Origin of the sequence: Streptomyces sp. RB17, from assembly GCF_009604455.1 — a bacterium.
Lineage (GTDB): Bacteria > Actinomycetota > Actinomycetes > Streptomycetales > Streptomycetaceae > Streptomyces.
The window spans coordinates 1,472,791-1,491,122 of sequence record NZ_WEGL01000001.1; the positions used below are offsets into that span (position 1 = coordinate 1,472,791).

The following is an 18,332-nucleotide window of genomic DNA, read 5'->3' on the forward strand; positions in this document are numbered from 1 at the left end:
CGATGCGCACCGGCGGCCTCAACCGCGTCCTGCTGGCCCTCGTCGGCCTGCTCCTGCTCGCGCTCGGCGGCGCGGTGCTGGCCGTCGGACTGGGCGCGCCACCGCCCTCCTGGTGGATCCACACCGGCCCGCACGACGTCCTGCTCACGAACGCCGAGCGCACCCACTGGCGCGGCAGGGGCTGGTGGTGGCCGGCGGTCATCGCCGCCCTCGCCGTCGTCGTCCTGCTCGCCCTGTGGTGGCTCACGACGGTCCTGCGGCGCCGCAGGCTGACCGAGATCCTGATCGACACCGGCGACGACGAGTCCGCCCTCCTGCGCGCCAGGGCCCTGGAATCGGCCCTGGCCCGGGACGCCGTACAGCAGGAGGGCGTCGCCCACACGGAGATCCTCCTGCGGGGCCGCCGTACGGCACCCACGGCAAGGGTGTGGCTCCAGCTGGAGCCACACGTGGATCCGGCAACGGCCCTGACCGAGTTCACGGCCAAGGCCCTGACCCACGCCCGCCGGTCGGCCCGCTTGCCTTCGCTTCCGGCAGAGGTACGGCTACGGGGGGTCAAGCACCGCGCGGAACGGGTCACTTGACCGCGATGCCCCCTAGAACCCGTGCCGCATCCCGCCGTCCACAGGCAGCATGACCCCACTCAGATAAGAGGCCGCCGGAGAGAGCAGGAACGCCGCGACCTTCCCGAACTCCTCCGGCGTCCCGTACCTCCGCAACGGAATCCGGGACTCGTTCGCGGCCCGGGTGGCCTCGGGATCCGCCGACAGCGCGTCGAGCTCGCGCACGCGATCCGTGTCGATGCGCGACGGCAGCAGCCCCAGCACCCGGATCCCGCGCGGCCCCAGCTCGTCGGCGAGGGACTTGGCGAACCCGGCGAGCCCCGGCCGCAGCCCGTTGGAGATGGTCAGGCCGGGAATCGGCTCGTGCACCGACGCGGACAGCACGAATCCGATCACCCCGCCCGGCTCCAGCTCGGCAGCCGCCGCGCGAGCGAGCCGGACCGCACCGAGGAAAACCGACTCGAACGCGTCGCGCCACTGCTCGTCGGTGTTGTCCGCGGCGAACCCCGGCGCCGGCCCGCCCACGCTCACCAGGACGCCGTGCAGGCCGCCGAAGTGCTCACGCGCGGCCGCGATCAGCCGCTCCGGCGCCTCGGGGTCGGCGTTGTGCACGCTCACGCCCACCGCGTTCGCGCCCAGTTCGGCGGCGGCGTCGGCCACCCGCTTCCCGTCCCGGCCGCTGATCACGACCTTCGCCCCGTCGGCGACGAGTTCCCGCGCGGCGGCGTTGCCCAGCCCGCGGGTCGCCCCGGTGACGACGTACACCCGGTCCTTCAGTCCAAGATCCATGGCCCCTATCCTGCCTGGTCGTCGCCGAACAGCGTGAGGGCGGTGTTCACCAGCGCGATGTGACTGAAGGCCTGCGGGAAGTTGCCCAGCTGGCGGTCGTGGACGGGGTCGTACTCCTCGGCCAGCAGCCCCACGTCGTTGACCAGGCACACCAGCCGGTCGAACAGCTCCCGGGCCTCGTCCTTGCGGCCCGTCAGATACAGGGCGTCGGCCAGCCAGAACGAACAGGCCACGAAGGCACCCTCGCCGGACGGCAGCCCGTCCACCACCGAGTCCTCGGTGTCGTAGCGGCGCAGGAAGCCGCCGTGCCCGAGGTCGTCGCGGATCGCGTCGACCGTGCCGACCACCCGCGGGTCGTCGGGCGGCAGGAAGCCGACGCGCGGGATGAGCAGCAGCGCCGCGTCGAGCTCGCGGGAGCCGTAGTACTGGGTGAAGGTGTTGCGCTCGTGGTCGTAGCCCTTCTCGCACACCTCCGCGTGGACCTCGTCGCGGAATCTGCGCCAGCCCTCCAGGTCGCCCTTGAGGTCCTTGTACTGCTCCAGCGTCTTCACGGCCCGGTCGGCGGCCACCCACACCATCACCTTGGAGTGCACGAACTGCTGCCGGCCGCCGCGCACCTCCCACAGGCCCTCGTCGGGCCGGCGCCACGCCGACTCCAGGAAGCCCATCAGGGCACGCTGCATCGCCCACATGTGCGGCCGCGGGGACAGGCCCGAGCTGCGGGCCAGGGCGAGCGAGTCCATCACCTCGCCGTACACGTCGAGCTGGAGCTGTTCGACGGCGCCGTTGCCGATGCGTACGGGGGCGGAGTCGGCGAAGCCGGGGAGCCAGGACAGCTCCATCTCCGGCAGCCGCCGCTCGCCCGCGACGCCGTACATGATCTGCAGGTCGGCCGGGTTGCCGGCGACCGCGCGCAGCAGCCAGTCGCGCCAGGCCGAGGCCTCCTCGTGATAGCCGGCGGTGAGCAGCGCGCCGAGGGTGAGCGTGGCGTCGCGCAGCCAGCAGTACCGGTAGTCCCAGTTGCGCACCCCGCCCGGCTTCTCCGGCAGCGAGGTGGTCGCCGCGGCGACGATCCCGCCGGTCGGGACGTAGGTGAGGGCCTTGAGGGTGATCAGGGAGCGGACGACCACGTCCCGGTGGGGCCCCTGATAACAGCACTGCCGTGCCCAGCGCTGCCAGTCGGCGACGCTGCACTCCAGGGCCTCCAAGGGGTCGTTGAGCGGCGGGCGCTCCTCGTGCGAGGGGTGCCAGGTGAGCACGAACGCCACCCGCTCGCCCTCGGCGACGGTGAACTCGGAGTGGGTGCCGAAGTCCTCGCCCCAGGTGTGCACGGCGGGCTCGGAGCGCAGCCAGACCGAGTCCGGGCCCGCGACGGCCACCCGGTGCCCGTCCGCGCGGCGCACCCACGGCATGATCGAGCCGTAGTCGAAGCGCAGACGCAGGGTGCTGCGGACGGTGACCCGGCCGCTGACGCCTTCGACGATGCGTACGACGTCGGGGGCGCGGTCGCGCTGCGGCATCAGGTCGGTGACCCGGACCGTGCCGTCCGGGGTCTCCCACTCGGTGTCCAGAACGAGGGTGTCCTGCCGGTAGGCGCGGCGCGCGCAGGTGTCGGCTCCCCCGGGGGCGATCCGCCAGTAGCCGTGGTCCTCGCCGCCCAGCAGCCGGGCGAAGCAGGCGCCGGAGTCGAAGCGGGGCAGGCACAGCCAGTCGATCGAGCCGTCCTTGCCGACCAGCGCGGCGGTCTGCTCGTCACCGATGAGTGCGTAGTCCTCGATGCGCGCGTTCACGGGTTCCGGTTTCCCGGCGGGCCAGAGGGCCAATCAGGTGGTGCGCCGGGGGAGTGACCGTTCCCCGCGGTGCTCCCCTGTGGTGTTTCTCCGCGCTGCTTCCTCGTCGCGCTTCCCGGTCACACGGTGACCGGTGCGCTCTCCTCCGGCTCCGCCTGCGCCGCGGCCTCTTCCCGGTCGCGGATCTCCCGCCGGACCAGGAACCACCAGCCGACCGGGACGCCCGCGGCGAACAGCCACCACTGGATCATGTACGCGTAGTTCAGCGGGGCGTCCTCGCTGCCGGGGTCGGAGATCTGCTCCGGGCCGTCCTTGGGCGTGGGCGCCGTCTGCTCGACATAGCCGCCGAGCACCTGCGCGCCGAGCCGGTGCGCCTCCTCCGCGCTGTTGATCAGCATGATCTGCCGGTCGGGGAGGCCCTTGACGTTCTTGATGCCGCTCGCCGCGGTCGTCTCGTCGGCCATCAGCCGCCCGGTGATGGTGGTCCGGCCGGACGGCGGGGCGGGGACCTTCGGGAAGGCGGTCTGGGCGCCGTCCGCGGGGATCCAGCCGCGGTTGACGAGGAGGATCTTGCCGTCGGTCAGGACGAGCGGGGTGAGCACATGGAAGCCGACCTCGTCGTCGGAGTTGGTCCGGCGCCGGACCACGACCTCGTGGGCGGTGTCGAAGGTGCCGGTCGCGGTGACCGTGCGGTACTTCTCCGTGCGGGTCACGGCGTGCCCGGGGGAGGAGAGGTCCTCGACCGGGACCGGCTTGGCGTGCAGCGCCGAGGCGACCAGGTCGTTCCGGGCGGTGCGCTCCTCGTACCGGTGCTGCTGCCAGAAGCCCAGCCTGATCATCGTCGGGATCAGCGCGATCGCGACGATGCTGAGGATCACCCACTGGCGGGACAACAGGAAGCGGTAGCGGTGCACCCCACGACGGTACATCCGGGCCGTGGGGTGCATTCAGGCGGGTACCGGGTCACACCCGGTCGACGATGCCCACCTTCCCCTCGGCGCGGGCGCAGTGGGCTCCGCAGTAGAACCGGCCGTCGGCCTCGACGCCCTGGCCGATGATCTGCACCCGGCAGTGCTCGCAGATCGGGGCCATCCGGTGGATCGCGCAGGAGAAGCAGTCGAAGACGTGCACCGAGCCCTGTGCGTGGACCTCGAAGGTCATCCCGTAGTCATTGCCGCAAACTTCGCATTTCGCCATGCGCCACAGGGTGGGCCGTCGCCCGGCGCCCGGCGAGCGGGCGCCGGGTGAGTCGTCGGGCAACCACCCGTTCGTACGATGAATACGGCTTCCGTGCCGATACGTGCCGTCACTCGTTCGCGGGCTCGACGTCCCGCAGCAGCTGCCCGAACGCGGCCTCGTCGACGATCGGCGTGCCGAACTGCCGCGCTTTGACCACCTTGGACGTGCCCGAGTCGGGGTCGTTGGTCACCAGCAGGCTGGTCAGGCGGGAGATGCTGGACGCCACATGCAGACCGGCCTCGGTGGCGCGGTCCTCCAGCAGTTCGCGCTCGACGGAGGTGTCCCCGGAGAACGCCACCCGCATGCCCTGTTTGAGGCGTTTGCCGTCTTCGTAGCGCCCCGGGTTGGGATGGGGGCACGCGGGCTTTTTGCGGGAGGGGCGCCAACTGCTCGGCCGATAACCGCCGTATCCGCCCTGCCCGCCGTATCCGCCCGAGGACTGCCGGGGCACCGGACGGTCCGACCACTCCGTCAGCGGCCGGCACTCCAGCAGCGGAAGCCGTACGTCGCCCGCCGCCGCGGTCCGCAGGCTCGGCCGGAACGCCTCCGCCAGCACGCGCGCGTCGTCCAGCGCGTGGTGCGCCCGCTGCTGTACGACGCCGTAGTGGGCCGCCAGCGACTCCAGCTTGAAGTTGGGCAGCGGCAGCCCCAGCTCCTTCGACAGCGCGATGGTGCACAGCCGCTGACGCACCGGTGCCTCGCGCTTCGCGCGCGCGTACTCGCGCGCGATCATCTGCCAGTCGAAGACGGCGTTGTGCGCGACCAGCACCCGGCCGTCCAGCCGGGCCGCGAACTCCTCGGCGATGTCCGCGAAGAGCGGCGCCCCTTCGAGTACTTCGCTCGTCAGGCCGTGTATCCACACCGGTCCCGGATCGCGCTCCGGGTTGACCAGCGTGTACCAGTGGTCCTCGACCTCGCCGCGCTCGTCCAGCCGGTACACGGCCGCCGAGATGATCCGGTCGTCCCGGGCAAGGCCGGTGGTCTCCACGTCAACGACCGCGTATCCCTTCGGATACGCGGCCGGCCACTGGGTGGGGGAGGACACTGCGGTCGCACGGTCTTCGAGCATGGTCACTGAGGATACGGGCCGCGACCGACAGCCCGGTCCCGCAGGTCCCGGTCTCGGTGACCGGCCCCCGTCCGGGTGTGCGGGCACCGCACGCACGTGCGTGCCCTGTCCGGCCCATGCCCGGCCGAACGCCCCGAACGGGGTTGGGCGTTCTGGTCCACCGCGTTCGCTCCGCGTCCGGGGCGCACGGATCGGGTCCGTGGTCCGGGAATGCGGGGGCGGTTTCCGGGTCAACAGCACCGACGGGGACGCCGAGTTCGGCGGATCAGGGCGTGCCGGACCTGCGCGTCACGGTGGCCGGCGGCACGGTCTGTGGGTTCGTCCATGAGGCGGTGAGGTACCAGCGTCCCCGCACGGTGTCTTCGCGGATGCGGTGGGCCACGCCGGCGGGGCGGGACCGCGTCGGCGTCGGCAAGACTCCCGTGGGGCGGCGACCATCCGCACGACGAGGGCACTCATCCCCACACCGGCGGACGCCACCGGCCCGCTGTTCGCCCGTGGGGCGTCGGTCCGGGTGTGGTGACGTACGAGGTGCGTCGTACGGGTCCGGCGGCCCTGGAGGTGCCATCCTCGGTCCTGTGACCGAACCAACCCACGAAGAGACCCACGGGGGCGCGCTCGGCTCGCGGCTGAACTGGCTGCGGGCCGCCGTGCTCGGCGCGAACGACGGCATCGTCTCCACCGCGGGCATCGTCGTCGGCGTGGCCGGCGCCACCCAGAGCCGGTCCGCCCTGCTCACCGCCGGACTGGCCGGCCTGCTCGCCGGTTCGATGTCCATGGCGGCCGGCGAGTACGTCTCCGTCTCCACCCAGCGCGACTCCGAGATGGCCGCGCTGGCCGTGGAGAAACGGGAACTGCGGGAGCAGCCGGAGGCCGAGCTGCAGGAGCTGACCACGCTGCTGGAGGAGCGCGGACTGTCCCGCGAGGTGGCCAGGGAGGCCGCCGAACAGCTCACCGCGCGGGATCCGCTCAGGGCGCACGCGCGCGTGGAGCTCGGTATCGACCCGGAGGAGCTGACCAACCCCTGGCACGCGGCCTGGGCGAGCTTCCTGGCCTTCACCGTGGGCGCCCTGCTGCCGCTGCTGGCCATCGTCCTGCCCCCGGCCGGCTGGCGGCTGGGCGTCACCGTCGTGTCCGTCCTGGCCGCGCTCGTCCTCACCGGCTGGAAGAGCGCCCGGCTCGGTGCGGCGGACCCGAGACGGGCGGTGCTGCGCAACGTGGTGGGCGGGGCGCTGGCGATGGGGGTCACCTACGCGGCGGGCAGCCTGCTGGGCGCCGCGGGCGTCTGACACGCGGGCCCGGGGGACCTGGGCGCGCGGGCCGGGCCGGCGACGGCGTACCGTGAGGTGCGCTCGACCACCCCACGAGCGACCGCACCATCCCGCACGAGAAGGACCCTCGCCATGCGCGCCACCACCATCCACGCCCCGTACGACATGCGCGTGGAGGACGTCCCCGAGCCCGTGGTGCAGCTGCCCACCGACGCCGTGGTACGGGTGCTGCGCGCCTGCATCTGCGGCAGCGACCTGTGGGCCTACCGGGGCGAGGCGGCCCGGCAGCCGGGGCAGCGCATCGGGCACGAGTTCCTCGGCATCGTCGAGGAGACCGGCTCCGAGGTGGGCACCGTCAGGCGCGGTGACCTGGTGGTCGCGCCGTTCATGTGGTCCGACGGCGTCTGCGACTACTGCCGCGAGGGCCTGACGACGTCCTGCGAGCACGGCGGCTTCTGGGGCTCCGCCGGCTACGACGGCGGCCAGGGCGAGGCCGTCCGCGTGCCGTTCGCCGACGGCACCCTCGTCCAGCTCCCCAAGGACGCGGCCTCCGACGACCATCTGCTGTCTGCCCTGCTGACCCTCTCCGACGTCCTCGGCACCGGCCACCACGCCGCCCTCGGCGCGGGCGCCCGCCCCGGTGCCACGGTCGCCGTCGTCGGTGACGGCGCGGTCGGCCTGTGCGCGGTCCTCGCCGCCAAGCGGCTGGGCGCCGAGCGGATCATCGCGCTCGGCCGGCACGAGGTCCGCACCGACATCGCGCGCCGCTTCGGGGCCACCGACGTCGTCGCCGAGCGCGGGGAGGCGGCCGTCGAGGCCGTCCGCGAACTCACCCGCGGCCAGGGCGCGCACGCGGTTGTCGAGGCCGTCGGCACGGAACAATCCATGCGTACGGCGGTCAGCATCACCCGCGACGGCGGTGCGATCGGCTTCGTGGGCGTGCCGCACGGCAGCGGCACCGGCCTCGACCTCGGCGTCATGTTCGACCGGAACATCGCCCTGCGCGGCGGCGTCGCCCCGGTTCGCGCCTACATCCCGGACCTGCTCCCCGACGTCCTGGACGGCACGATCGACCCCTCGCCGGTGTTCGACATGACCGTCGGCATCGAGGGCGTGCCCGAGGGCTACAAGGCGATGGACGAGCGCACCGCCCTCAAGGTCCTGGTCACCGGCGGCCGGTGACCCGCTAGGTCCAGCGGATCGGCAGCGGCAGCGCCGTGAGCAGCCCCGAGACCGCGACGACCGTGCCCAGGGCGATCACCTCGGCGCGCGCGGGCGTGTACGCGGACAACGGGTCGGCGGCGCGGCGCAGCCGGATCCGCGCCCACAGGGCGAGCAGCGCGACGGCGGCGACCAGGACGGCCTTGGCCAGCAGGGTGCGTCCGTACGCCGTCGTCGTCAGCTGGTCCAGGATCGTGGCCGACGGCATGCGGCGCAGTGCACTGCACACGCCGCTCGCCGTGATCGCGGCGAGCAGGACGGCCGCCACGCGCGCGTAGAGGCCCAGCAGAGCGGCCCCGGCCGGATCGCCGCGCCACCGCCCGAGCAGCCGCAGGGCGTGCAGCAGACCGCCGGTCCACAGCGCCGCGCACGCCAGGTGCACCAGCGTCAGACCCGAACCGACCAGCGGGCTCTGCTCGGTCGTGGGGTGGGCGCGCAGCGCCTCCGCCGCCACCACCGCGGCCAGCGGCCACACCTGGGCCGCCGGGCGCCTCAGGAGCGCGCACAGGGCCGCCAGCAGAAAGGCGTTGACCTCGAGCAGGGCCAGCCGGCCGTCGCGGGAGCCGTACAGGCCGCCGACGTCGATCTGGCCGAGGCGGTGCGGGATCAGATCGCCGGCGGACACCACCGAGGCGAGCGCCAGCGCGGCGACGAAACCGGCGGCGTCGGCCAACAGCGCCCAGCTGCGCGGCCGTTCTGGCGGCACACCGGGCAGGTGCCGGGCGAGCCGGTGCACGAACAGCTCGCCGAGGGGCACGCTCAGGGCGGCGAACAGCACCGTGCGCAGCAGCCCGATGCCGCCGGCCCCGGGCGCGGCGGCCTCCCCGGTGCCGTGCAGCGCCGCCGACGGCCCGAGCAGGGGGATCAGGGCGCCCAGCGCGACCAGGAGCAGGAGGGCGACGGTCCGGCCGGTGCCGGACCGCCGGGCGGGGCCCTCGTCGTCGGTCGGCTCGGCGGTCGGTCGTATCAAGCTCACCCCGTGATCTTCGCCAGCCGCCGCAGAACCGGGCAAGTCCCGGAAAGCAACTGGCAGTACGGCATTCCGTGCATACATACGTTTCCGGCCGCCCGTGCGCTCACCTGTTTACGGCCGCCCGCGCACTCACCGCCAGCGGGCGCCGTCCGACCCCCACGGCACCGGAGGCCGTGCCCAGTCGGCGGGGCCGCCCGCGAAGGACACCGGCGGCAGCGCGTGCCGCAGCCGGCCGAGCGGGCTGTCCGTCTCGGCCAGCCAGGCGTCCGGGCCCTCGTACGGCGCACCCGTGGCCGCGGTCGGCCGGATCCCGTCGGTCAGCCAGCGCGCGGTCCGGGCCAGCGCCAGCCGCACGAGCCGGCCGCCCCCGTCGTACGACTGCTCGGTCAGCGCCCGCAGGACGGCGGCCGCCAGGAGATAGCCGGTGCCGTGGTCCAGCGCCTGCGCGGGCAGTGCGCCGGGCTCCTCGGCCGAGCCCTCGGTCGCGGCGATGCCGGTCGCGACCTGCACCAGGCTGTCGAATCCGCGCCGCCCGCCCCAGGGGCCGTACGCGCCCCAGGCCGAGACCTGCGCCACGACCAGTCCGGGCCGGCGCGCGCACAGCTCCTGCGGTGAGAGCCCGAACCGGTCGAGGGCGCCCGGCCGGTAGCCGGTGACGACGACGTCGGCGGCGGCCAGCAGCTCCTCGAAGGTGTCGCGGTCGGCGGTGAGGTCGAGCGTCGCCGACCGCTTCCCGAAGCCCGTGTCGGCGTGCTGGTCGGGGAGTTCGGGCAGCCAGGGGGCGTCCACGCGGAGCACGTCCGCGCCGAGCAGGGCGAGGGTGCGGGTGGCGACCGGGCCCGCCAGGACCCGGGTCAGGTCCAGCACGCGCAGCCCGGCGGCGGGCAGCAGGGGAGAGGCGGCGGGATCGAGCGGGGCGAGCACGCGCGCGTGCGGAAAGTCGAGGCGTTCGCGCTCGACCAGCGGGCGTGCGGCCACCTCGGCGGCCTGCTCGGTGGCCGCCCACTCCTTCGGGGTGCGCAGGGCCACGGCGAGGCCGCCTGCTTCGTACACCGCCTCCTCCACCTCTCCCGCGGAGCGCTCGGCGAGCCGGTCGGCCAGCGCCTCCGGCGAGGCGTCCGCGGGCAGGCCCAGTGCGCCGAGCAACCGGGCCCGGTGGTGCGGGTAGTTGGCGTGGGTGCGCACCCAGCCGTCGGCGGTCCGCCAGAACCGCGACAGCGGCGCGAAGACGACCGGTGCCCGCCCGTCGACCAGCAGGTGCCGTTCACTGTGGAAGGCGGCCGCCACGGCGCCGTCGTCGACCCGCACGCCCGGCACCTCGGCGAGCCCGGCGCGTCGGGCGGCCAGCTCGGCGGCGGCCAGCGCGCAGGAGCCGACACAGGCACGGGCGAGCTCCCGTACGGGAAGGCGCGCATCGAGCGCGCCCTCCCGCACCACGGTGGTGAGCCGCGCGAGGAGGGTGGGGTCGCCGCCCAGCGCGGACCAGCCGAACTTGATAGCAGTCATGACTGCACTATGCAGTATTGACTGAATCAATATCTGGAGGGCCTACTTGGTCACCGCGGCCAGTGCGTCCGCCGTGCCGAAGCCGTAGAAGCCGTTGTAGTTCTTCGCCCCCTCGCACACCGCGTCGACCTTGCCGTCGCCGTTGATGTCGTATGGGTCCGTGCACGGCGTGGCATCGGCCTCCGCGTACAGCAGCGCCTTGACCAGGGAGGCCGGGGCGTTCGGATGGGTTGACTTGATCAATGCGGCGACACCTGCGACATGCGGCGTCGCCATGGATGTACCGGCCATGTAGCCCCACTTGCCGCCCGGCAGCGGGCCCAGGATGAGACCGCTGGTCGCCGGGGGCTCCGGCTTCTGGTAGGCGGTCGAGTCGCCGCCGGGTGCGGCGATGTCGATCACGCCGAGGCCGTAGTTGGAGAAGGACGACTTCAGGCCCTTCGCGCCGGTCGCCGCGACCGTCACGACGCCCGGCAGCTGCGTCGGTATGTCGTAGCAGGTGTGCGGGTCGATCACACGGTCCGACGGGGTGCCGTCGTTCGGGGAGACCGGGTCGGTGATCGAGTCGGACGCGAGGTCGTAGTTCTCGTTGCCGGCCGCGGCGACGTTGACCGTGCCCTTCTTCTCGGCGTACCGCGAGGCCCTCGTGATGGCGTCGACCAGCGCCTTCTGGTCGGGGTCGGTGGTGCAGTTGAAGTACCACGGGTCGGTGTAATAGCTGTTGTTGGTCACGTCGACGTGGTGCTCGGCCGCCCACACGAAGCCGCAGACCACGGCCTCGGTGTAGAAGTACCCGTTCGGGTTGGCGACCTTGATGCCGGCCACCTTGACGCCCGGCGCCACGCCCGTGATGCCGACGCCGTTCCTCGCACCCGCGATCTCACCCGCGACGTGCGTGCCGTGCGGGCTCTCCGAAGCGCTCGGCCGCCAGGCGCCGTCCGTCGTGTCGGGCTTGCCGGACACGCAGTTGACGGAGGCCGCCCGGTCGAAGTTGGGCGCGATGTCCGGGTGGGTGTCGTCCACACCCGTGTCGATGACCGCGACCGTGACGTCCGGGCTGCCCAGCGTCTTCTCGTGCGCCTTGTCCGCCTTGACGGCCGGCAGGTCCCACTGCAGCGGCTCCAGCGGGTCCTGTCCCGCCGTCGCCTCGGCGCCGGCCTCGGCGACCTGCTCGGCGCCGAGCACCTTCGGGGTGCCGACGTCGGTGGTGGACTGGGCGGGCAGCGGCGCGTTCCGCGTGGCACCGGCCGAGTCCACCCCGCGTACCGTGCGGATCTCCTTGGCGAAGTCCGGGTCGGCGGAATGGACGACGATCACGCCGATCTGGTCGTACGCGATCACCACGGAACCGCCGGCCCGGGTGATCGCCTGCTGTACGTGCGCCGAGATGCCGTTCCCGGGGCGGACGTTGACGACATAGCTGAGCGCGGTCCCGTCGGCAGTGGCAGCCGGGGTGTTGTCCGCCGCGGACGCGGTGACGTTCGGCAGGAACGCCAGGGCCGTGGCCAGGGCCATCCCGGCCGGGATCGCGAGGGCGCGGCGCAAGCGCGGCTTGGGCGCTGTCATGGGTCAGTTCTCTCCAGTTCGTTCGCGACTACGAGCGTGCCGTGCGGGAAGTCCACGAGGAGTACGGCGACTTGGCCGGCTACTTGACCGCGCGCAGCGCGTCGACGACGCCGTAGCCGTAGAAGCCGTTGACGCGCTTGCCGCCGACGCAGGTCGCGTCCACGACCCCGTCACCGTTGCCGTCGTAGGGACCGCTCGGGCAGCCCGGGTTGTCCGCCTCGGCCTTCAGCAGGGCCTGCAGCTGGGCCGGAGTGGCGTTCGGATGGGCCGACTTCAGCAGCGCGGCCACCGCGGCCACGTGCGGGGAGGCCATCGAGGTGCCCTGGAGGAAGCCGTACTGGTCGTTCGGCAGCGTGGACAGGATGCGGCCGTTCTTCGACGGTGTGTCCGGGATCTGGTACTTGTCGCCGCCCGGCCCCGCCACGTCGATCACGCCCTGGCCGTAGCTGGAGTAGTACGACTTGGCGCCCTTCACGCCCACCGCGCTCACGGTCACCACACCGGGCAGCTGGGTCGGCACGTCGAAGCACTTGTGCGGGTCGACCGTGCGGGTCGTGGCCGTCGAGTCGTCGGGGCTGGAGGCGTCCACGAGCGCGTGCGCGTCCAGGTCGTCGTTGGAGTTGCCCGCGGCGGCCACATTGAGCGTGCCCTTGCGCTGTGCATACAGCTGGGCTCTATTGACCGCGTCAACAATGGCACGTTGATCCGGATCATCCATGCAGTTGTACAGCCACGGATCAACGTAGTAGCTGTTGTTGGTGACCTGGATGCCGTGGTCGGCGGCGAACACGAAGGCGCAGACCACGCTCTCCGGGTAGAACAGCTGTGTCGAGTCCGGCTGGGCCACCGTGATGCTCGCGACCTTCACGCCCGGCGCCACACCGGCCACGCCTATGCCGTTGCGGGCCGCGGCTATCTCACCGGCCACATGGGTGCCGTGGTAGTGGTCGGCGTCCGCCGGGCGCCACGCGCCGTACGTCGTGTCCGCCTTGCCGCTCACGCAGTTCGCCGACTGGGAGGCCGAGAAGTTCGGGGCGATGTCCGGGTGGGTGTCGTCCACGCCGGTGTCGATCACACCGACGGTCACGCTCCTGCTGCCCGGGTTGATCCGCGCGGCCCGGTCGGCGCCGATCGCCCGCAGGTCCCACTGGTCCGCCTCCAGCGGCTCCTCGCCCGGGGCAGCGGCCTGGGAGAGCCTCGCGGCCTCCGTCTTCGACAGGACCTGCACCGCGCCCTCGTCGGTCGTCCCCGCGGCACTCAGCGGCGCGGTACGCGTGGCGCCCGCCGAGTCCACCCCGCGCACCGCGCGCATCCGCGCGGCGAAGTCCGCCGTCGCCGAGTGGGCGACGATCACGCCGATCCTGTCGTAACTGGCCACGACGGAGCCGCCGTTGCGGACGATCTCCCGCTGCACGGACTCGATCGTGCGGTGATCCGTACGGGTGTTGACCACGTACGCGAGGTTCGGACCGTCGTCCGCAGCCCGCACCGCGCCGGCCGTGGCGGGAGCAGCCGAGGCGGACGTCGGCAGGAAGCCGAGCGAGGCGGTCAGCGACAGCACGAGGGGCACGGCGAGCGCGAGCCGGCGTCTGGAACGCAGATGAACCATGGGATCTCCACTTCATCCGGATACGAAAACCGCCCGAGACACAGATGGTGCCCGGGCAGGTGCATGACGCGTGGTGCAGGCAGAAGCTAACCCGACGGCTCACCGATCAGCAATGACTTGGCAATGGCTCGACAAGACCGCTTGCGAAACAACTCATAGGACTTGAACCGGTCCTCGCGTGGCGCCGTGGACCTTGGACAGGGAGCGCCAGCACGATCGAGCTCCCCGTCCGTCATTGCTTCCGCAACGCGAGGAGACCCCGTGGCCACCGAGACACCGCCCCCCGCCACACCGGGGGCCCCACTTCCCTCCACCGAGGAGTTCGCCGAGGTGCAGCAGAGTGCGGAGTTCGGCGAACTGCGCCGCGCCCACCGCTCGTTCGCCTTCCCGCTGGCCGTCGCCTTCACCGCCTGGTACCTGCTGTACGTGCTGCTCTCCAACTACGCGGGCGGCTTCATGGGCACCAAGGTGGCCGGCAACATCAACGTGGCCCTCGTCCTGGGCCTCGCCCAGTTCCTCACCACCTTCCTCATCGCCTGGTGGTACGCACGGCACGCCGCCGCGAAGCTCGACCCCAAGGCGGAGGCCATCAAGTCCCGGATGGAGGGCGGCGCATGAGCCCCGCGATCACCCTGGCCGCCGGTGCGGCGAGCGACCACCGGACGCTGATCACCACCCTGTTCGCGGTGTTCGTCGCCGCGACCCTCGTCATCACCGTCTGGGCGGGCCGCCAGACCAGGAACGCCGCCGACTTCTACGCCGGCGGACGCCAGTTCACCGGCTTCCAGAACGGCCTCGCCGTCTCCGGCGACTACATGTCCGCCGCGTCCTTCCTCGGCATCGCCGGCGCCATCGCCCTGTTCGGCTACGACGGCTTCCTGTACTCCATCGGCTTCCTGGTCGCCTGGCTCGTCGCCCTGCTCCTGGTCGCCGAACCCCTGCGCAACTCCGGCCGCTACACCATGGGCGACGTGCTGGCCTACCGCATGCGCCAGCGCCCGGTCCGCACGGCCGCCGGCACCTCCACGATCGTCGTCTCGATCTTCTACCTGCTGGCCCAGATGGCGGGCGCCGGCGTCCTCGTCTCGCTCCTGCTCGGCATCACCAGCGACGGCGGCAAGATCGGCATCGTCGCCCTGGTCGGCGTCCTGATGATCGTCTACGTCACCATCGGCGGGATGAAGGGCACCACCTGGGTCCAGATGGTCAAGGCGGTGCTGCTGATCGCCGGCGCCCTGCTGCTGACCTTCCTGGTCTTGCTGAAGTTCCACTTCAACGTCTCCGACCTGCTCGGCAAGGCCGCCGACAACAGCGGCAAGGGCTCGGCGTTCCTCGAGCCCGGCCTGAAGTACGGCGCCACCGGCACCACCAAGCTGGACTTCATCTCCCTGGGCCTCGCCCTGGTCCTGGGCACCGCGGGCCTGCCGCACATCCTGATCCGCTTCTACACGGTCCCGACCGCAAAGGCCGCCCGCAAGTCGGTCATCTGGGCGATCGGCCTGATCGGCGCCTTCTACCTGATGACCCTCGCCCTCGGGTTCGGCGCCGCCGCGCTGATCAAACCGGACGAGATCATCGCCTCCAACAAGGCGGGCAACACCGCGGCACCCCTCCTGGCGCTGCATCTGGGCGGCGTCGACTCCGACTGGGGAGCGATCCTGCTCGCCACCATCTCGGCCGTCGCCTTCGCCACGATCCTCGCGGTCGTCGCGGGCCTCACCCTGGCCTCGTCGTCCTCCTTCGCCCACGACATCTACGCCAACGTCATCAAGAAGGGGCAGGCCACCGAGAAACAGGAGGTCGGCGCGGCCCGCTGGGCGAGCGTCGGTATCGGCGCGGTCTCGATCGTCCTCGGCGCCCTGGCCCGCGACCTGAACGTGGCCGGTCTGGTCGCGCTCGCCTTCGCGGTCGCCGCCTCCGCAAACCTGCCGACCATCCTCTACAGCCTGTTCTGGAAGCGGTTCACCACCTCGGGCGCCCTGTGGTCGATCTACGGCGGCCTGGTCACCGCGGTCGGCCTGGTGCTGTTCTCCCCGGTCGTCTCCGGCAGCCCGGCCTCGATGTTCCCCGACGTCGACTTCCACTGGTTCCCGCTGGAGAACCCCGGCATCATCTCCATCCCGGTCGGGTTCCTGCTCGGCGTCGTGGGCACCCTGCTGTCCAAGGAGGTCCCGGACGCCGGCAAGTACGCCGAACTGGAGGTGCGGTCCCTGACCGGCACCGGGGCACACTGACCTTCGTACGACGGCCGCGTCGTGACGGGACTGTAGGGTCCTACGACGCGGCCGTGTCGTACCTCGTCGGATCGAGCCGCTGTGGTTGTCAGTGCTGTCACGTAGGCTCGCACGTGACGGAAAACAAGTGCTCCGGGATCGAGGGAGGGGGCCCACGTGCTCATCGACACCTACGGCCGGGTGGCCACCGACCTGAGGGTCTCGCTCACCGACCGCTGCAATCTGCGCTGCACGTACTGCATGCCCGAGGAGGGCCTGCAGTGGCTGGCCAAGCCCGACCTGCTCACCGACGACGAGATCGTCCGCCTCGTCGACATCGCCGTGCGGCTGCTCGGCATCGAGGAGGTCCGCTTCACCGGCGGTGAGCCGCTGCTGCGCCCCGGCCTGGTCGGCATCGTCGAGCGCGTGGCGGCCCTCGCCCCCCGCCCCCAGATGTCCCTCACCACCAACGGCATCGGCCTCAAGCGCACCGCGACCGCCCTGAAGGCCGCCGGCCTGGACCGGGTCAACGTCTCCCTGGACACCCTCCGCCCGGAAGTCTTCAAGGCGCTGACCCGCCGCGACCGCCACAAGGACGTCCTCGAAGGTCTTGAGGCCGCCCGCGAGGCCGGCCTGACCCCCGTCAAGGTCAACACGGTCCTGATGCCGGGCCTGAACGACGACGAGGCCCCCGACCTGCTGGCCTGGGCCGTGGAGCACGCCTACGAACTGCGCTTCATCGAGCAGATGCCGCTGGACGCCCAGCACGGCTGGAAGCGCGAGGGCATGGTCACCGCCGGGGACATCCTGGCCTCCCTGCGCACCCGCTTCGACCTCACCCCCGAGGGCGCCGACGAGCGCGGCTCGGCCCCGGCGGAACGCTGGCTGGTGAACGGCGGCCCGCACCGGGTCGGCGTCATCGCCTCGGTCACCCGCCCCTTCTGCGCGGCCTGCGACCGCACCCGCCTCACGGCCGACGGCCAGATACGCACGTGTCTCTTCGCGACGGAGGAGACGGACCTGCGCGCAGCCCTGCGCTCCGACGCCCCGGACGAGGAGATCGCCCGCATCTGGAAGCTGGCGATGTGGGGGAAGAAGGCCGGGGCAGGACTGGACGACCCGTCGTTCGTCCAGCCGGACCGGCCGATGTCGGCGATCGGCGGCTAGGGCCCTTCGGGATCCTGATAGTCGGCGAACTTCACGACGTCCTTCAGGAAACCCCGCACCCCGAGGAACTGCGAAAGATGCTCGCGATGCTCCTCGCACGCGAGCCACGTCTTGCGCCGCTCCGGCGTGTGGATCTTCGGGTTGTTCCACGCCAGCACCCACACGGCAGGGGCACGGCAGCCCTTGGCGGAGCAGATCGGGGTCTCGTCACTCACAGGTTCGTCTCGGGTTCGTCGTACAGAGGGGGACTGACCGAAGGGGTCCGAACAAGGCGACGCCGGGCAGCCACGGGGGGAGCTGCCCGGCGTCGGTCCGTCGCTCCGACGGGGGATGCGGAGCGCGTACGCAGTATGTCACGGCTACCCCATCGCCCGGCACTGGAACTACATGATTGATCTGAGCTTTTCCTGAGCTTGGCGGGCGACGACGTTCCGCTTCCGGCGTATCCGCCGTGGTCACGCGGAGTCGGGCCGTTCACCGTGCGCCGCCGCCGAAGGAGCCGCCGCATCCTTCGGTGCGGAGTCCGCCTGCGTCTCCTCCGCCTCCCGCGGCGGCGTGATCATCGGCCGCATCGGCGCGGTGATGAACGTCGAGGGCAGGGACGGCGGCCGCTCCCGGCCGGCGTTCGCGATCACCACGGCGATATAGGGGAGCAGCGCTCCGGCGACGAGCGCCACCATGGCGACGTACCGCTCGACATTCCACAGGGAGACGGCGAGGATCACCGACACCGTGCGGATCGTCATCGAGATGACGTACCTGCGCTGCCGGCCGCGTACGTCTTCGGCGAGACCCGTCCGGGCCCCAGTGATCCGGAACACCTGGACGCTGCCGCCGTGCTGTTTCCGCATCACATTCCACCATCCGCCCGCATCGGACCGTCCCCGATCCTCCCACGTTACGCCGGGGCTGTGCCGCCCACGAGACCGGGTCGCCCGCTGCCTGCGGTGACGCCACCGCCCTGCCGCGCACGGGGGAACCCGACATGCGCCGTACGGCCCACCGACCCACACTGGCCCTAATGCTCACGTCGAGCCGTACGAGGAGGCAGCAATGGGCTGGTTGTGGGCGATCATCGTGGGATTCGTGCTCGGCATCATCGCCAAGGCGGTCATCCCGGGGAAGCAGCACAGCCCCCTCTGGCTGACGACCATCTGCGGCATGCTCGGCGCCATCGTGGGCAACGCGGTCGCCCGCGCTGTCGGCGTGGCGGCGACCCGCGGCATCGACTGGACCCGGCACGCCTTCCAGCTGGTGGCCGCGATCATCATCGTCGCAGCCGTGGACGCCCTCTACATGGCGACGCTGGGCAAGAGGAAGCAGGAGAGAGCCGGAGCTTAGAAATGCCCTGAGGGA

The 18,332-nt window shown here is 72.0% G+C and carries 18 protein-coding genes; 7 read left to right on the forward strand and 11 right to left on the reverse strand.

Annotation, left to right across the window (positions count from 1 at the left end):
- The first annotated feature begins 2 nt into the window (after nt 1–2).
- Nucleotides 3–584 (forward strand): alkaline shock response membrane anchor protein AmaP, encoded by a 582-nt coding sequence (amaP, locus tag SRB17_RS06770; protein WP_153535345.1) that lies wholly within the window; start codon nt 3–5, stop codon nt 582–584.
- A gap of 12 nt (nt 585–596) precedes the next feature.
- Here amaP and SRB17_RS06775 read toward each other — a convergent pair whose 3' ends face one another.
- The 5 genes from SRB17_RS06775 to SRB17_RS06795 all read right to left on the reverse strand — a co-directional run bounded on the left by SRB17_RS06775 (nt 597) and on the right by SRB17_RS06795 (nt 5,450).
- Nucleotides 597–1,352, reverse strand: a complete 756-nt coding sequence (locus SRB17_RS06775; RefSeq protein WP_153535347.1) for an SDR family oxidoreductase — start codon at nt 1,350–1,352, stop codon at nt 597–599.
- Nucleotides 1,353–1,357: 5 nt separating this feature from the next.
- Nucleotides 1,358–3,142: a glycoside hydrolase family 15 protein gene (locus SRB17_RS06780; RefSeq protein WP_323375086.1), complete on the reverse strand. Its 1,785-nt coding sequence runs from the start codon at nt 3,140–3,142 to the stop codon at nt 1,358–1,360.
- 119 nt (nt 3,143–3,261) lie between these two features.
- The gene (locus SRB17_RS06785) at nt 3,262–4,071 is read right to left on the reverse strand and encodes an SURF1 family protein (protein ID WP_323375087.1); all 810 of its coding nucleotides are present in this window, start codon (nt 4,069–4,071) and stop codon (nt 3,262–3,264) included.
- A gap of 34 nt (nt 4,072–4,105) precedes the next feature.
- A complete protein-coding gene (locus SRB17_RS06790) occupies nt 4,106–4,339 on the reverse strand; it encodes a hypothetical protein (RefSeq protein WP_153535354.1) in 234 nt (77 codons plus the stop codon).
- A gap of 109 nt (nt 4,340–4,448) precedes the next feature.
- The gene (locus SRB17_RS06795; protein ID WP_153535356.1) at nt 4,449–5,450 is read right to left on the reverse strand and encodes a DEDDh family exonuclease; all 1,002 of its coding nucleotides are present in this window, start codon (nt 5,448–5,450) and stop codon (nt 4,449–4,451) included.
- Between the two features lie 578 nt (nt 5,451–6,028).
- Between SRB17_RS06795 and SRB17_RS06800 the strand changes: the two genes are divergently transcribed.
- Together SRB17_RS06800 and SRB17_RS06805 are read left to right on the forward strand one after the other, a co-directional pair.
- A complete protein-coding gene (locus tag SRB17_RS06800; RefSeq protein WP_323375088.1) occupies nt 6,029–6,739 on the forward strand; it encodes a VIT family protein in 711 nt (236 codons plus the stop codon).
- Nucleotides 6,740–6,853: 114 nt separating this feature from the next.
- A complete protein-coding gene (locus SRB17_RS06805; RefSeq protein WP_153535358.1) occupies nt 6,854–7,903 on the forward strand; it encodes a zinc-dependent alcohol dehydrogenase family protein in 1,050 nt (349 codons plus the stop codon).
- A 4-nt stretch (nt 7,904–7,907) separates the two neighbouring features.
- On the opposite strand, the gene SRB17_RS06810 is transcribed toward SRB17_RS06805, so the two are convergent.
- The 4 genes from SRB17_RS06810 to SRB17_RS06825 form a co-directional block, all read right to left on the reverse strand.
- Nucleotides 7,908–8,918, reverse strand: coding sequence for a CopD family protein (locus SRB17_RS06810; RefSeq protein WP_323375089.1), 1,011 nt, complete (start codon nt 8,916–8,918; stop codon nt 7,908–7,910).
- 126 nt (nt 8,919–9,044) lie between these two features.
- Nucleotides 9,045–10,421, reverse strand: coding sequence for a CoA transferase (locus SRB17_RS06815; protein ID WP_153535362.1), 1,377 nt, complete (start codon nt 10,419–10,421; stop codon nt 9,045–9,047).
- A gap of 42 nt (nt 10,422–10,463) precedes the next feature.
- Nucleotides 10,464–11,987, reverse strand: a complete 1,524-nt coding sequence (locus tag SRB17_RS06820) for a S8 family peptidase (protein ID WP_153535364.1) — start codon at nt 11,985–11,987, stop codon at nt 10,464–10,466.
- A gap of 79 nt (nt 11,988–12,066) precedes the next feature.
- Nucleotides 12,067–13,596, reverse strand: coding sequence for a S8 family peptidase (locus SRB17_RS06825; protein WP_153535366.1), 1,530 nt, complete (start codon nt 13,594–13,596; stop codon nt 12,067–12,069).
- A gap of 261 nt (nt 13,597–13,857) precedes the next feature.
- Here SRB17_RS06825 and SRB17_RS06830 point away from each other — a divergent pair, with 261 nt between their 5' ends.
- From SRB17_RS06830 to moaA, 3 genes are all read left to right on the forward strand, one after another.
- Complete coding sequence (locus tag SRB17_RS06830) at nt 13,858–14,214, forward strand: DUF485 domain-containing protein (RefSeq protein WP_323375090.1); 357 nt, start codon at nt 13,858–13,860, stop codon at nt 14,212–14,214.
- Nucleotides 14,211–15,830, forward strand: a complete 1,620-nt coding sequence (locus SRB17_RS06835) for a cation acetate symporter (protein ID WP_153535370.1) — start codon at nt 14,211–14,213, stop codon at nt 15,828–15,830. The genes SRB17_RS06830 and SRB17_RS06835 overlap by 4 nt, the downstream gene beginning before the upstream one ends.
- 156 nt (nt 15,831–15,986) lie before the next feature.
- Nucleotides 15,987–16,976, forward strand: a complete 990-nt coding sequence (gene moaA / locus SRB17_RS06840; protein WP_323375091.1) for a GTP 3',8-cyclase MoaA — start codon at nt 15,987–15,989, stop codon at nt 16,974–16,976.
- On the opposite strand, the gene SRB17_RS06845 is transcribed toward moaA, so the two are convergent.
- The gene (locus tag SRB17_RS06845) at nt 16,973–17,191 is read right to left on the reverse strand and encodes a hypothetical protein (RefSeq protein WP_153535372.1); all 219 of its coding nucleotides are present in this window, start codon (nt 17,189–17,191) and stop codon (nt 16,973–16,975) included. The genes moaA and SRB17_RS06845 overlap by 4 nt on opposite strands.
- Nucleotides 17,192–17,431: 240 nt before the next feature.
- Nucleotides 17,432–17,827, reverse strand: coding sequence for a DUF3099 domain-containing protein (locus SRB17_RS06850; RefSeq protein ID WP_153535374.1), 396 nt, complete (start codon nt 17,825–17,827; stop codon nt 17,432–17,434).
- Nucleotides 17,828–18,029: 202 nt separating this feature from the next.
- Between SRB17_RS06850 and SRB17_RS06855 the strand changes: the two genes are divergently transcribed.
- The gene (locus tag SRB17_RS06855) at nt 18,030–18,317 is read left to right on the forward strand and encodes a GlsB/YeaQ/YmgE family stress response membrane protein (RefSeq protein WP_153535376.1); all 288 of its coding nucleotides are present in this window, start codon (nt 18,030–18,032) and stop codon (nt 18,315–18,317) included.
- The last annotated feature ends 15 nt before the right edge of the window (nt 18,318–18,332 follow it).

Excerpts from the sequence above, each read along its gene's own strand:
- amaP (WP_153535345.1), top strand. The coding sequence starts at position 3 with ATGCGCACCGGCGGCCTCAACCGCGTCCTGCTGGCCCTCGTCGGCCTG.
- SRB17_RS06775 (WP_153535347.1), bottom strand. The coding sequence starts at position 1,352 with ATGGATCTTGGACTGAAGGACCGGGTGTACGTCGTCACCGGGGCGACC.
- SRB17_RS06785 (WP_323375087.1), bottom strand. The coding sequence starts at position 4,071 with ATGTACCGTCGTGGGGTGCACCGCTACCGCTTCCTGTTGTCCCGCCAG.
- SRB17_RS06790 (WP_153535354.1), bottom strand. The coding sequence starts at position 4,339 with ATGGCGAAATGCGAAGTTTGCGGCAATGACTACGGGATGACCTTCGAG.
- SRB17_RS06795 (WP_153535356.1), bottom strand. The coding sequence starts at position 5,450 with ATGCTCGAAGACCGTGCGACCGCAGTGTCCTCCCCCACCCAGTGGCCG.
- SRB17_RS06805 (WP_153535358.1), top strand. The coding sequence starts at position 6,854 with ATGCGCGCCACCACCATCCACGCCCCGTACGACATGCGCGTGGAGGAC.
- SRB17_RS06815 (WP_153535362.1), bottom strand. The coding sequence starts at position 10,421 with ATGACTGCTATCAAGTTCGGCTGGTCCGCGCTGGGCGGCGACCCCACC.
- SRB17_RS06820 (WP_153535364.1), bottom strand. The coding sequence starts at position 11,987 with ATGACAGCGCCCAAGCCGCGCTTGCGCCGCGCCCTCGCGATCCCGGCC.
- SRB17_RS06825 (WP_153535366.1), bottom strand. The coding sequence starts at position 13,596 with ATGGTTCATCTGCGTTCCAGACGCCGGCTCGCGCTCGCCGTGCCCCTC.
- SRB17_RS06835 (WP_153535370.1), top strand. The coding sequence starts at position 14,211 with ATGAGCCCCGCGATCACCCTGGCCGCCGGTGCGGCGAGCGACCACCGG.
- SRB17_RS06850 (WP_153535374.1), bottom strand. The coding sequence starts at position 17,827 with ATGCGGAAACAGCACGGCGGCAGCGTCCAGGTGTTCCGGATCACTGGG.
- SRB17_RS06855 (WP_153535376.1), top strand. The coding sequence starts at position 18,030 with ATGGGCTGGTTGTGGGCGATCATCGTGGGATTCGTGCTCGGCATCATC.